This window comes from Paraburkholderia xenovorans, from assembly GCF_046030735.1.
GTDB classification, from domain to species: domain Bacteria; phylum Pseudomonadota; class Gammaproteobacteria; order Burkholderiales; family Burkholderiaceae; genus Paraburkholderia; species Paraburkholderia xenovorans_A.
On the sequence record NZ_JAQQBV010000068.1, the window covers coordinates 1 to 14,357 of the forward strand.

At 58.1% G+C, this 14,357-nt stretch carries 9 protein-coding genes and 1 pseudogene; 7 read left to right on the forward strand and 3 right to left on the reverse strand.

The annotated features are described in order from the left end of the window. Both PQQ51_RS33375 and PQQ51_RS33380 read right to left on the reverse strand, forming a co-directional pair. Nucleotides 1–2,244, reverse strand: a 2,244-nt coding sequence (locus PQQ51_RS33375; protein WP_494478659.1) for an SPM autocatalytic domain-containing protein, incomplete at its 3' end; no start/stop codon positions are given. 71 nt (nt 2,245–2,315) lie between these two features. Then, entirely contained in the window at nt 2,316–2,960 is a 645-nt protein-coding gene (locus tag PQQ51_RS33380) for a hypothetical protein (RefSeq protein ID WP_408501461.1), read from the reverse strand. 1,068 nt (nt 2,961–4,028) lie between these two features. On the opposite strand from PQQ51_RS33380, the gene PQQ51_RS33385 reads away from it, so the two are divergent. From PQQ51_RS33385 to PQQ51_RS33415, 7 genes and pseudogenes are all read left to right on the forward strand, one after another. Continuing rightward, complete coding sequence (locus tag PQQ51_RS33385) at nt 4,029–4,946, forward strand: phosphatase PAP2 family protein (RefSeq protein WP_408501462.1); 918 nt, start codon at nt 4,029–4,031, stop codon at nt 4,944–4,946. A gap of 289 nt (nt 4,947–5,235) precedes the next feature. Next, nucleotides 5,236–6,291: pseudogene (locus PQQ51_RS33390) on the forward strand (phage integrase family protein); the annotation flags it as partial. 320 nt (nt 6,292–6,611) lie between these two features. Further along, nucleotides 6,612–7,973: a metallophosphoesterase gene (locus PQQ51_RS33395; protein WP_408501463.1), complete on the forward strand. Its 1,362-nt coding sequence runs from the start codon at nt 6,612–6,614 to the stop codon at nt 7,971–7,973. After that, entirely contained in the window at nt 7,973–9,043 is a 1,071-nt protein-coding gene (locus PQQ51_RS33400) for a GTPase-associated system all-helical protein GASH (RefSeq protein ID WP_408501464.1), read from the forward strand. Before PQQ51_RS33395 ends, PQQ51_RS33400 begins: the two co-directional genes overlap by 1 nt. Then, nucleotides 9,040–10,077, forward strand: a complete 1,038-nt coding sequence (locus PQQ51_RS33405; protein WP_408501465.1) for a TRAFAC clade GTPase domain-containing protein — start codon at nt 9,040–9,042, stop codon at nt 10,075–10,077. Before PQQ51_RS33400 ends, PQQ51_RS33405 begins: the two co-directional genes overlap by 4 nt. Beyond that, nucleotides 10,074–10,919 carry a TRAFAC clade GTPase domain-containing protein gene (locus tag PQQ51_RS33410; protein ID WP_408501466.1) on the forward strand — a complete coding sequence of 282 codons (846 nt, stop codon included), beginning with the start codon at nt 10,074–10,076 and terminating at the stop codon, nt 10,917–10,919. Before PQQ51_RS33405 ends, PQQ51_RS33410 begins: the two co-directional genes overlap by 4 nt. A 4-nt stretch (nt 10,920–10,923) precedes the next feature. Further along, nucleotides 10,924–13,542 (forward strand): GAP1-N1 domain-containing protein, encoded by a 2,619-nt coding sequence (locus PQQ51_RS33415; protein ID WP_408501467.1) that lies wholly within the window; start codon nt 10,924–10,926, stop codon nt 13,540–13,542. Nucleotides 13,543–13,907: 365 nt separating this feature from the next. On the opposite strand, the gene PQQ51_RS33420 is transcribed toward PQQ51_RS33415, so the two are convergent. Next, a partial coding sequence (locus PQQ51_RS33420) for an IS66 family transposase (protein WP_408501468.1) occupies nt 13,908–14,357 on the reverse strand: 450 nt, incomplete at its 5' end.

The window sequence follows — 14,357 nt, forward strand, 5'->3', positions numbered from 1 at the left end:
GTCGGCGAACTGCACTCGTTGTACCCCGGACGACAGGACACCGAGCATGCTGTCCAGCGTGATCTGGTCTCCGCTGATGCCGTCAGTCAGCACCAACCCCGTGCCGTTCGACGTTGCCTTCACCGTCAGCGACGCCGCGCCGATCCCCGCTCCGAGTTGCAGCACCGGCTGCGCCAAACCAGAATAGCCCTCACTGATCTCCAGATGGCCGTAGCCTGCATTGAATACAAAGGTGTCGCTGCCGCCGACGCCTTGTTCAAAATCCCCCCCTCCCTCTCCGTCAAAGTAGTAACTTGAATGGGAATAGAACGACGGAGTAAATGTGTCGCTACCGGCATCCCCCAGCAGTACGCTCTCAGTGCGTGCTGACGACAGTGAAAAAGGCAAATTCGCGGCCGCGAACGACGATTCAAGAGCACCCTCATATTCGCTTTGCGGTAGTCCCAACCCCGCAGCCAACTGATCGATCAGCGGCGCTACTCCTAGCCAAAAAAGTTCCGCCTGTCTCTGATCAGTAGGCGTTGCATTGCCAAAACCCTTAGCGAGTGCGGCGAGGTCTGCCGTACCTGTCAAACTGTCAGTGTCGTAGTCGAAACTAGCACCCGAAAGAAAGGGCGCCAGTGGTCCTTGAAGCAAGAGCCTGCTTTCAGTGGCTGATAAGAGCTGCTGGAATGCAATATCCAGCGTTGCGCCTTGATGCTCGTTGGTGGGATTATTGTTAAGTCCAAATTCCGATTCTGTAAAGCTTTCTCCGGTGAACTTCTCGAGCACGCCAAGCTCTTGGGCGTTGACGTATTGGCCGCGGCTAGCCGGATCGACATCCTGTACGCCCGCCCATTGATAAAGGATGGAGCGGACGTCTGAAGCGAAGCTGGCACCGTCCGCCAATGTCTTGACCGAGAAAGACTGCACCATTTGCAGCAGTGTAGGAGCCAAGCTCATTGAGACGAACAAGTCAGGAAGCGTGCCGTATCCGCGAAGATTCGGCAGCGTAAGGACCGCAGGATTTAGTTGATAGGTTCCGGTGAATTGGGAGTCGAGCTGACTGTTATCGAAGTATGCCTCGGCAATTTCCCCTGTCGTTCCGTCTGCACGCGTGTAGGTCGCGATCTCTGCAATCAGGTTGCCCCCAGAAGCTTGGCTCACCGACTGCGTGGACAGGTTTATTGAAGTGATACCAAGGTCTGCCAGAGTGTGTAGTTCGCCCGCATCAGTAACGCCGTTTCCGTTTGTGTCTGTCCACACTTCGAGGTTCGCAAACCCTGGATCCAGTGCATTAATTACGCTGTCATGATTCGTATCTAACGCATCCAATGCAGCAAAGCCGTCCGTACTAGCGCTGCCAAACAGCTCCGTGATATTGTTGATCGACCCGTCGCCATTCTTGTCTTCAACCAGTATTCCAGTTTGGGGCCCAACCCATCCTGTGTGTACGGCGAATCCAGTGTTGTAGAGGTCAAAGTAGGCTTGCGAATTCTGTAAGGAAACAAGCTGCACACCTGTGCCGCCGAGATCCAGAACAATCGGATCAACCATACTCGAATTGAAGGCAGCACTGATTCCGGGCAGATACATGCCACCGATTAACGGCGAACCGGTTGGAAACGGAATCGATCCAGAATTCAAGTTTTTGAATGGACCATTTGGACCAAACAGCGACGGGAACAAGTCTCCAGGTGCAGGAAATCCATCTTCAATTGCCCTGGCGATACCTGCGGCCACGCCATTCATGGCATTAACAAAATTCGCCGTAGTCTGAACCGGATTGCCATCGTCGTCCACAAAACTCGCATAGTTGCCACCCAGCAGGACCCAATCCAACAAGCCCCCCGGCCAAGCCGAATTAGGCAGGCCGAGATCACTCTCCATATTTGCGACGTCCTGCGGCACTATCGTTTGCGCGTCCGGGATTCCCCCTTGATCGACGATTTCGGTTAAAACCTGCTTCGCCAGCGTATTGGATGCATTTTGGAAATCTGAATCGGTAACTGTCACACCGTTGGCGTCAGCCTCAGACTCCAAGTAGCCCCTTGCAAATGATCCGAAGAATCCACTATCGCCGTTTATCTGGGATGCAATATCGAACCACCTTCCCGCATCCGTCATAGCCGGATCGTTGTTTACATTTGCGTCGGCAAGTAGGCCGTTGACATAATTGTAACCGCCAGCATAATCACCACTTGAAACGTAACCCTGAATCGCCGTAACTTGATCTGGTTGTAACGGAAGCAGAAGATGCGGCATGATTTCCCCGGTATGTAAGTTTGGCCAATAAGCTCTTGGTGACAAAACCCTTTAATTTAATCCTGCATTCTCTACCTAACAAACATGCTGGAAATTAGCTTTGATGTGGCAACATCAATTTCTCGAAAATTTGCATTCAGTCTTTTACTGAATGCGCACCGAATCAGATAACTCGGCTTTTCTCCGCGAGTAAGCTGATAACGGATAGACCATGTACCAGGATCCTCAATTATCACGTTATTTCCATTATTATCTTTATATACAAATGTTTTAACTGGCGGGGAACTTCCCATTGGCTGACGATATATATCGTACCCCTCTTCCGCTCCCGTTTTTTTCGCACCGTAGGTCCCATCTATTACTTTGTCTGCGATTGTCCCATTTCGAGGGTAAGGATTCACCACGATATCAAGAGAGTCTTCGTCGAGCTTGCCCGATCGGGGCCCAGTGGTCGGCTTCATCGATGGGTAGTCAACGACAATCCGAAAAAAATTCCCGTGAGTTTCTGGGTGATATCTGCTTGGAATGGCGAACGTGACAAGACGCTGAAGCCGGTCATCGCCCAGTGTCACGTTAATATATGAATTTTCTTGGGTCACCTTTTGTTCGCAGAAAGAGGGTGGAGAGAAAGTTGCAAGAGCCGATGAAAATATGGATAAAACCAAGGCGTGCATCAAGGGATTTTTCTTAAGCATCCGAGCAGTCCAGGTTTTCATTATTCAAGAGCCATTAAATTATCTCGCTCGCGCAAAGTTACCCGATCGATTATCAGGTAACCACCACCATTCCTAATAATCAGCACTAGTATGCAATCCGTGCCGTATTTTATTAATTCGCAATGCGCACTTTTCCGAAAAGATCTGAGTGCAACGGGTCATATTCATTCGACATCCTCTCCGCGCCGTCGATCGCGACCAGCCTTGAAGGCATCTTCCGACAAAACTGGACCAACACGCATCACTGATGTGCCGGGCGTTTACGTCAAAAAATTCTATGCAAATTACATTTTTTACTAATTAACAGTAATTTACTGAGGAGAAGTGGAAAAATCAAGTACTTCGCGCGACCGACCGAAAGTTGGCTAGTAATGGTTAGATGTCTGGACTATTTTATGCGCTATCAATAAGTTGCGTGCTGCGCGCTTCCCGTGCTAGGGTCTTCGGGCCTAGATCCGTCCCTACTGCGTAATGCGATCGCTGGCCGCGTGTGGATTTTCGGCGCCAGAGCGTAAACGGCAACTAACCAGTTTTTGCTGACCGCCGCCGAAGATAGTTTGTCCTCGCTAGGCTACCGAGCTCGTAGTGGCGGAACTCGATCGAGTGCTTATGTTCTTCGATGGATGCTATGTTTTTGGCGGCTTCGGCTCTTCAAGGCATCGAGCCGGCTATACAGTGTTACGGTTAATCAAAGCTGCTTGGCAAAAACCGGATGAATGAAAGGCCACCCACCGACCATAACGGAGAGGCACATGACCGGTGTACTTTGGAATCTGCTCTCGGCACCACGTCAGATCGAGGGATCGAATTTTTCGAATCATGTCTTTCGCATGTTCGCTGCAATCGGCGATCAATCGCGTTCTGCATCAGACAGTTTGCAGTCACTTTTAGCCGTTTATTCGGACATCTGCATTGACTCTATAAGTCCGTTCATCCATATAAATGGCCGACTTATGGGAACTACACAGTTCCCGCTCTCTTTTGTCCACTCTTCCACTTTCGCTCTTGTCGGGAGATAATTCCTAAAAATAAGGGTAATTTATGCCAACGCAGTTACGGATAGTTTATGTGGCCCTGTGGTTATTGACTGCTCTGATGACGCTGACCGACTGGATATGGGCATCTCGCATCGGTTTGCGAGTTGCAAATAGCAGTATTGTGCAAACCATGATAATCATTCCCGGCACCGTCGCGATCAGCGGATTGCTTTGGGCAGTATCGCGCATACATTACAAGGAAGTTTCCAGAAATTTATTTTTTCGAAACGTGGCACATCTATTTATGTGGATCACCATTCTGGTTACATTCACTCACGTGTGCATCGTGTTTCAATATCTTTGTGTGACTACCGATTTCCCACTCGTGAACAATTTACTTATATCCGCTGATTCTGCTCTCGGGTTTCATTGGCCAGATTTCTATCGATGGGTAAAAATACACCAGTGGCTGCATTCTGCTCTGGACCTGGCCTATGCATCTGGCGGCTATCAACTCATCGCCATTCCGCCGATCCTTGCGGTAACTTTAAACTCACAGGACTATGCTGAGTTCGTTGCTCAGTTCATGGTGTCGACCATTCTGGTGACACTGATCTCTGTTCCTTTTCCAGCAGAGAGCGCATTCATACATTTCGGCATTCATGATCCTGATACTGTGTCGACCGTATCCGATTTCGCCCTCTTGAGAAGTAGAAATATACGAGAACTGGCATTCACTTCGGCGCAGGGTCTGGTTTCAATGCCATCGCTTCATGCCATTCTCGCGCTCTGCTTTGCATATTCTTTGCGTCACGTTCGCTTTGTTTTCCCCATAAGTATAACGCTGAATTTCCTCATGGTTATTTCAACTCCCACGCGAGGAGGGCATTACCTGTCCGACGTGTTGTCGGGTCTGGTTATCGGTGTATTGGTAATTTATTTAGTTCGCAAAGTTATTCTTGGATCATCCTCTCACGTTAAAGAAGTCCCTTCGGCTCTTAGCACGTAAGATTCGCTTCCAGTACGCGGTGCTATGTGTCGCACGGGCTCTGTCAATTTGTCGAGACTGAGGCGGAAAGGCGGATCGATGCCGGCTGCATTAGCTGCATAGTCGCGCCCTTGTCGAAAATCCGGGTGACCGGCACCGCGACGTCACGTCGTCTCGGATGATTTCGCCGAAGCGTTGCCTGCATGGAATCTGCGCGTTTCCGCGACAACACAGCCGATCGACTGTGCCATTACGATAACTTTTCTTATCGTAATGGTCCGATTTCCTGCCTAAACTGGTAGGCATGAAAATGCGTCAGTCTCCGACGCGAGCGTTCGCTGCACCCCCATTGCCGCACTTCCCGGATGTCGCGTCGCTCGCTGCGCTGCGCGCCTGGTACGCAGGCCTGACGGCCCGCGCGGCGGTCGCCCGCTATCTGTCCTCAACCAGAGCCGAAGGCCAGTCCGCGCGCGGTATCCTCGGTCGAATCCGGCGGCAACTGGTCGCGTTCGCGCGCAGTCGCCAGCGCGACGATTTGGCAGACCTGTTTCAGCATCCGGCTGGTGAGCGGCTAAAGCGGGCGACCACAGTTGGCCAGGCGATCGAGCTTCTGCGGTCACAGCCCGTACCCGAACCGCACATCACCGACGACGTCGGCATGTGGTTTCCGCCACGGGCGGTCGGCGCCCTGCGCGCACCGGGCATCAAAACACTGGCGGACCTGACGGTGCGCATTCCGCGTCGGCGCCGCTGGTGGGTTGCGGTTCCCGATCTGGGCGTCGCCAGCGCCCGGAAGATCGAAACCTTCTTCGCCGCGTACCCGCAACTTACGGAGCGCGCCCGGCAACTGGTCGCCCTGACCCAACCGGCAATCGTCGTCCCGTGGGAATCGCTACGGCTGCCAGAAGAGGTCGACGGCTCGCAGGGCAACTTCCGCACACCGCAAGCGACATGCACGCTCGATGCCACGAACGACTATGAAGCCGTTCAGGCCTGGTTGTCGCTGCACGAAGCACCAGACACGCGACGTGCCTATCGCAAGGAGGCGGAACGCCTGATCCTGTGGGTCATCGTCGAGCGCGAGCGGGCGCTCTCGTCGCTCACCACGGATGATGCGATCACCTATCGCGCCTTCCTGCGCCGGCCGACCCCGCGCGAGCGCTGGGTGGGTCCGCCCCAGCCGCGTACTTCCCCCGAATGGCGGCCCTTCGCACGCGGCCTGTCGGCGCGCTCGGTTGCGTATGCGCTGTCGGTGCTCGGCGCAATGTTCAGGTGGCTGATCGAGCAACGATATTTGCTGGCGAACCCGTTTGCCGGCATCAAGGTACGTAGCAGTGCGCGCACCGCACCGCTCGACGTCGACCGTATTAGTTCTGTCACCATTCGACGGTAAAACTGTCACTCGCAGGCGTGGCCGGCTTCAGGAAGCCGCTCGTCCCCGCCCGCTACGAAATGATTGTGTCACTTGCAAGGACCACCGCCCCTGGCCGGCAGCGGTCGGCCGGAAACCGGCGCTCTCGACGACATCGCGAATGACCGCCGGAAACCATGTTACTGACGTATCTCGAATTTCCAAGCTCGCGTAAACGCGGTAACCTTCGATTCCGATTCGTGCGAGGTGACAACAATGATTCCGCCGAACACTACATGTTTTCCTAGGCTGCGATCGTCGTGAGCACGGGGGCCATGTCTGCGGTTTTCGTTCATATTTCTGACATCCACTTTGGTCAGGAGAAGGATCAACGCGTCCACATCCACAACGATGTGAAGAAGCAGTTGATCGCGGACGCGAAGCGCGTCGTGAGGGACGATTTAAAGGCCACTGCGGCCGCGATCCTGGTTACGGGCGACATCGCGTATTCGGGCGTGGAAGAGCAGTTCAAAGTGGCGGGTGAATGGCTCGACGCGCTGGCGGAGGCGGTCGGCTGCCCGCAAAACCAAGTGCAGATGGTGCCTGGCAATCACGATCTCGATCGCAACAAAACCTCCCTAAGCGCGGAACACTTGCTCGACCTGATCCGGGCCGGCGGCCCGGCGGAGTACGAGAAGGTGGTGAACAATTCCACGGATCGCGCCGCACTGTTCGCCCGGTTTGAGGATTACGAGCGCTTTTGCTGGGGCTATCGGTGCGAGCTGAACGGCGAGGCGAAGGCCGCGACCAATCTGCAGATCACGCTGGCGCCGGGGCGGTCGATCCGCTTCGTCCGTATGAATTCCTCGCTCCTCTGTACTGGAAAAGAAAGAGACGACGAGCCCGAGCTCGTGCTGGGAGAGAGGCAATTCATCATCGATCGCGACGCTGGCGTCGAGAACATCGTCCTGATCCACCATCCGCTGAACTGGTATAAGGACAGCGGCGACGTGAAGACGTATATGGACAGCCGCGCGCGAGTGCTTATCACAGGGCACGAGCACCATCCCAACGTCAAGGTGGAGCAGGTCGGAGAGGACGCCGACCTGATGATGCTGGCGGCAGGTGCGACCGTCCCCTTCAAGTCGGACGAGGTCTACACCTTCACTTACAATGTGATCGAGTTTGAGTGGGACCGTGTTGCCGACGGTCTAATTGTCACGATGCATCCGCGGGCTTGGGATCCGAAGGGAACATGCTTCGTAGCAGACGACAAGCGCCTCGGCGGCGTGGAGCCGCGGTACAAACTACGCTGCCCAAACTTCAAGCTCGCCCCGCGGCCGCCAGTTGCTGAGGACGGAGTCAAGGCGGCAAGCGAAGGTGCGGTCGCCGCGGCTGTGCCACAGCCGCTGGTAGAGTTGGTCCCTGCAGAGGTCGATGAAGGGGAGGTCGCCGAAATGCCGCCCACGGTTGAAGGTTACGGACCGATCGAGCTTCGGTTCTTCCGGGATCTGCTGGAGGGTGAGCGCTTGCGCATCCTGATCACGCTGGACGCCGTTCCGCATGATTCCGACGAGAGGATGAACCGCGGCCTACAGCGGAAGCTGCTGGAGTGGCTGGCGCGAGAGGGAAAGCTCTCTGACGTCGAGCGGTTGATGAATGAATATATGGCAGAACGGACGAATAAGGGGATTTGATGGAAAATCTGGCGATTCACATGCGGATCACCGGCATGCCGGTGTCGAACGAAGATGTCGACACTCGCCGGTCGGCCATCAAAGATCTCTCCGAGGAATGGAATAAGGCGCGGCAAATCGAGCCATTGCTCGCCACCGCGACTGGCATCGCGCAGGCCCTGCACGACGAGGCGCCGTCTGCCACCTTCGGCGCAGAGATACAGACGGCGGTGCAGAGGCACGCATCGGCGTTCCTCTATGAGGAATCGCCATTCGAAGTCGGCATCGTGGGCGGAATTGCGTTCGCCGAGATTGCCAGAGCGAAGCCAAGTGCGACGAGCGAGTGGACGACGGCTGAAGTATTGTGCGCGGGGGTCTGGTCCGCTCTGTCGTACCAGCAGCCGCTGCCCGAGACGAAGCGGGAGACGCTCCGGTCGGAGGTGCTCAAGGCGGCGGAGGACTATGTCGCTCATGCGGCCGAGGCGAGCCGCGCCCGTTCGCAGGTGGACGATTTCGCAGCGCTAGCGATCACGCTCGCCCCTCCCGTAAAGAAGGAGGGGGAGACCGAGGTTGCCCCTAATGCGGTGCCCACGGCGGCGTCGAACTTCGCGAAGGCCACCCTCGCGACAATCTCGGCCCTCAGGCGCAACGCTGCGCTCGACCGCGAGGAGTTGGACTTCCTGTGGTGGGCGCAGCTCGGCCGCAGCCGTCTAGTAGGCAAGCAACTGGCGTCACTAGCTGAGCCAGTCCGTCTGGTGGCGGCGGGGATCGAGGGTGCGGCCCATCTACGCCGCCTCCCGTGTGAGGTGCATCGTGACATCGTGCTAAAGACGCTCGAGAAAGATCCAGAGCTTGATTTGAAGAAGCTGCTGAGCACGATCGGGGCCGAGCGCGCGAAACTCGGTGGCCAGTACGTTGGTAGCTTTGCAACGAGATGGCCAGCGGTCTTCCCCCTGCTGAGCGCGCTGGCGACGGGGCAGTCCGACGGTCCGAAGCACGAGGTCAAGCGTCGCGCCTCGGAGTGGGGAGCCCGCGCGCTTCTCGAGGCGGGTATGGTTCGGTACTTTGGGACGGGAGCCACAAAACTGTGACCGGCACGTGCAAAATCGAAGGCTGCACAGTCGACGACACCGGTAAGTGCGCGATGGAAAGGGATCCGGCCACGTGCGAGAGCCGGGTGGGTGTCGGCGCGTCGGCTAATTCATTCGCGATCACGCCGAAGGTCGGCGCCTCTGAGGAGGGCGAGGAACAGAGCCAGAATATTGGTGCCCCCGTCCTTGAATCGACGGAGCGTGCCCCCGCATTCCCCGGCAGCACGACACTCGGTCTCGACGTGGTGAACCGCCTGATGCGCTCGCGCTACGTGACTAGCATCGGCATCCTGGGCGAGTCCAACTCTGGCAAGACCGCGTGCCTTGTGAGTCTGTACCTGCTTGTTTCGAATGGCCAGCTGACAGGATGGACCTTTGCCGACAGCGCCAGCCTAACAGGGTTCGAGGATATCGCGCGCGCGGCGCGTGTCTGGAACGAGGGCCAACCGCCTGATCAGATCACCCTGCATACTGAGATGGCCGACGATCGCCAGCCGGGCCTACTTCATCTGCGCTTGAAGCGGAAGTCGGATGGCCAACGAGTCGACATCACCTTGCCCGATCTTCCGGGCGAATGGACCGAGGCGCTGATCAAGTCGTCGCGGAGCGACCGGCTGGAGTTCATGAGGTCGGCAGAGACGATGTGGCTCGTCGTCGACGGCAAGGTTCTGCGCGAGCTGACAACTAGGCAGGGCGCGATCACGAGGCTCGGCGAATTGCTCGGACGGCTCGAGGAGATGACGAAAGAGTGTCCGCCCAAAGTGATTGTCGTCGTCACTTACCGGGACAAAGGCGCTCTGGAGCAGAGCATCCGCGACCGCCTCGAGGCGGAGATCGGGAAACGCGCCCTCCCTGTCGAGATCGTGGAAGTCGCGCCAGTGGCGGACGACGAGAAGGTCTGCAATTCGGGATTCGGGATCGAAGCGCTACTCGACGCGTCTGTCGGCGCTGCACCAAAGGCGGCCGAATTCTGGCCGTCGACAACGCCCATGGCTGGGTCGCGGGCGTATCTTGGCTACAGGAGAGACCGATGAGCGCTTCGGTCGTCGTTCTCGGCGGTCCCGATTCCGGGAAGTCGAACTACATCGCGCGCCTGTGGACGGCGCTTCGGGAGAAGAAGGGCGAGCTCGTCGAGGCGGTGCAGCCGACGGACATCGACTTCGTATTAGAAGCGGCCGATCACCTCTTTCAAGGACAGTTCATCCAGCGATCCGAGCAGACGGAGGACCGTCGCGACTTCGAGGTGACCGTTGGGTCCCGCTCGAACGGGAAGCAGGCAAAGATCGTCGTCCCTGACGTATCGGGCGAGCTGTGGTGGCGGGCCGTCACCGACCTCGATGTCTCCCCCGACCTGATGGAAGACATGCGCAAAGCGTCGGGCGCGCTGCTCTTTCTGCGCGAGGGCTCGGATCAGAACGTTCAGCCGCTCGACTGGATCACAGCCAGGAAGTACCTGTCCAAAATGAAAGTAGCCGATGACAAGGGCACGCCGACGCAGGTGATGCTGTGCGAACTGATTCGGTTTCTTGAGCTAACGCTCGCGCGGCGGCCGGACGGTGGGAAGCCGCGTTTGGCGGTGGTTGTTTCCGCTTGGGATCTTGTTGGTACCGATGTGCTCGAGAAAGGGCCGATTTCCTATCTCGAAGAGGAGTACCCGATACTCGCCGGCAGACTCGACGATCTCTCGACGCTAGACGTGCAAGTTTTTGGGCTCAGCGTGGTCGGGGGCAATCTCGACGAGGCGGGTTTCAAGAAAACCTTTCTGGAAAAGGGCATTGACGGCCACGGGTGGGTGGCGATCCACGAAGCTGACACTAGGACGTGGACGCAGGATCCCGACATGACGAAGCCGGTGGCCTGGGCGATCGGGCTTTGATTACGTGATCGTCGTCGACACTCAGATTCACGGTTACCTCCGGGGTCATCAGCTCCTGTCGTCGTCGGTCGACCTTCCCAAGGGCGACCAGTCAGTGATTGACATGCTATCGGATGCCGCCGGCCCGCTGCGCCCCAACGAGAGGTTCAAGCCCTATCTGTCAGGCTACCCGCTACCCAGCGGTGACCGCTACGTCCTCGCCCGGACCTGGCAGGATCTGACGGTGGCGCGCGCTGGCTGCGTGCGGACGCTTAGCCTCGTCATCCGGGCGTCGGACTGGGCTAGCGCGAAGAGTCTGGCTCCGTTCCTGGATTTGCTCGACCCTTCTACTTTCCCGCAGGCCGGGGAGGCCGCACCCCGCATGGCGTCGTTGTTGGCGGAAGTCCTGCCGATTGCGCCGGTGCGGGATTTTCGGGGCGGCGAGTTACTCGAGGCGCTCTTTCTGGAGGAGACGAAGCCTGTCGTAGTATTCGGCGCCTCGGAGCCCGAACTGATCGCGATAAGGCTGATCACGGCGGTGTGGGCCGACTTCCGGCGGGAGTTCGCTTTCTCGACATTCGTCCGCTCTCCGCGTCGAATCGGAGGGCGGCAGTTTGACCTCGTGTTTGCGCCAAAGGATGCCCGTTCAAAGTTCGCCAACTGGCCAGGACGGCGGATCGACGGGACTGCTGACAATGTCGCGCGGCATCGCTGGACGGGCGGCATTGTGGAGCGGGCCTTCGTGGCACCCCTGCCGCGCCTGCTGTCGGAGCGCGACGTCAAGATGGCCGGTTCCAGCGACGCGAAGACCTCCGCCCTGCTGCGAATCTCGCTCCTGTGGGACGAGCTGCAGGGCAAGGTCCGCACGACGCCGACGGCCGCCCTCGGCCTGCTCGACATCGCCGATTCCCGCGGGATCTGGAATTCGGACACACTGGAGGTGCTCGACGGCGCAATCGCAATAGCAGTGCGGAGTGCGGTCACGGGCATGTCACCAGATCAGGCATGGGAGTTCGTCGCGGCGCTGGCCCGCAAGATGCGTGGGCACAACCTTCACGATGGACAACTGGCGCTTCACGATGCGGCGGTGCGTCTTTCGATCGCGTCGCCACAGGACGCCATCGCGTTCCTCTCGCAGCCAGTCGCCGAGGAAATCCGGTCGAATCTGATTCCGTCCATCGCTGGCGGCATGGTGCGCGCGACGGACGAAGCGATGTCGAGCGCATTGCTGTCGGCCTCCCCGGACGTGCTCGGCCGCATCTTGGCTGTGAGCGACGATTTGGCCAGGCGGACGGCTGGCGATCCGCGTCTGCTGGATCGCGTGCAGACAGTCCTACCGGATCTCCAACCGCATCTGCTCGTCGAGGTTCGGGAGAGGCTCCTGCCGCTGCTGATCGAGGAGCGGCAGCTCTCGCTCGCAGCCTCCTTGATCGGGACACTCGACCTTAACGGCCTGATGACCGAGGTCCGCCATCTAGACGTAGCGACAGGTCTGGCCTTACCGGGTTTCGACGATCCCATCGTCGATCGGGCACACGAGCTGGACGGCATCGGGTTGTTGCGCGGGCTGTTGCTGGATCTACCGCGGCACGATGGCCGCGATCGAACCCTGTTCGCGACGCTGGCGGCGTCGCCCGTGGATGTGTCGTGGCTGCTTGGCGAGAGCCGTGTTCCCGATGATCTCGTCCGTGTGTGGCTGGATGGGATGCTGATGTCGGCTTCACTATCGGATTTCGCTGCGATTTTCTCCAATGCCGGCCTGCGCGGTCAAGTGGTCGCTGCGCTACCGGCCGACGCAATCGACGCCAGACGCCGCATGCTCTCCGATGGCGGTTTGTCTCTCGACGTCTATCTGGATCTACTTCTCGACTTGCTTCCCGCGCTTGATCCAAGTGAGGCGCGAGATTTTTCCGGTGACGCTCTTTCGCGGTGCCTTCGTACCCATTTTGGGCAGGACGAGACGCAGACGATCGTCCGTTTACTCGGTGCAATAGGCGATGGTCTCGATGCCGGATGGGCGCTTCGTTACGGCCTTGAGCGTGGAGTTCCGACGACCGTCGCGAGCCGCAACCTCGTCGCGTTCAACTTCGCACCGGCGATTCCGCGAGGACGCATCATGGCGGCCGTGGACGATCTGGCATGGGCATTGGATGGGCGTCACGTGATCGACCTTGACGTTTCTGCGATCAACGCGGCCGCAAACTTGCTCGCTGATGCCAACCATCACGCGTGGTCTGCCGCCCTTGCCGCGTCTGGACGTTTGCTGCCGCTCCTCATGCGTTCGCGGCAGGCACCTGTTTCGGCGCTCGTCGCGGTGGCATTCCCGGCGGTATACCAGGAGTACGCTAAGGCCGACGACGTTCCCGACCTCCTGAAATTCGTGCCGTTCGTCGATTGGGACAGGTGCAAGTCGGCCCGCCACGAGCTAGTATCCGCGTTCCTTGCGTCTTCCGCTTGGGCCCCGGGCGATCTTGCGCTCACGTCGTGCCGCTGCGGAGACATTGGCAAGATATTTAGGCGTGTCGCGAATAGCTACGGCGGAGACGCCTATCTCAACCGGGTCTTGAGTGATCTCGGTTATCTACAGGCGGAGTGCCGCAGCGCAGTTGAGAAGGCCATCTCTAACATAAGGTCGGCATGGTAGGCGAAGTACGATCCGCGAGACGTAAAGGGCCCGGTTGCCCCTTCATGGTTGACCGTTTCGCTCAACCTTGCGCCACCATCTAAAAGCCGTTTTGCACCGCCGCTAACAACAGCGCACCGTGACGGGATAGGCGTACCTTCCATGCATCTCTGGCGGCTCGATTCCGACGGTTTCGATGGTCAACGACTTGCGAATTCTCTGATTGCGTGCAAGTCGTGGAGCCGGCGAACCTCGCGGCACCCGGCTACCGCCAGATTTCGCACAAATCGAACGATCCCCCTTATTGGTGGAAATTTGTTGTGGGCGCCTAGTTCGCTGCAGCGTAAGCGTGGCACCAGCGACGTCTTGACTGGAGATCGCGATCTTCAGACTGCCGTTCGAAGCTGATCTGCGACGACCCACGGTGTGAGTTCGTCGATGCGGTTGATCGCATGGTCCGCGATGCGCGCGAGCACGTAGCGCAGATACGCTTCAGGATCGATGCCGTTGAGTTTTGCTGTGCCAACGAGGCTGTAGATCGCAGCAGCACGTTCGCCACCGGAGTCTGCGCCGGCGAACAGATAGTTGCGGCGGCCAATCGCTACCCCGCGTAGCGCGCGCTCGACTGGCAGGTTATCGATCTCCAGTTGCCCGTCATCGCAATAGCGTGTGAGCGCTTCCCACCGGTTCAACGCATAGAGGATCGCCCGACTCGTGTCCGATTTGCGCGAGAGCATTTCCAGCGTCGCTTTGAGCCACGCATGGAACCGGTCGAGTAGCGGCCGCGCATGCTCCTGGCGATGGGCACGGCGCTCGTCGGGCGGTTTGCCCCTGAC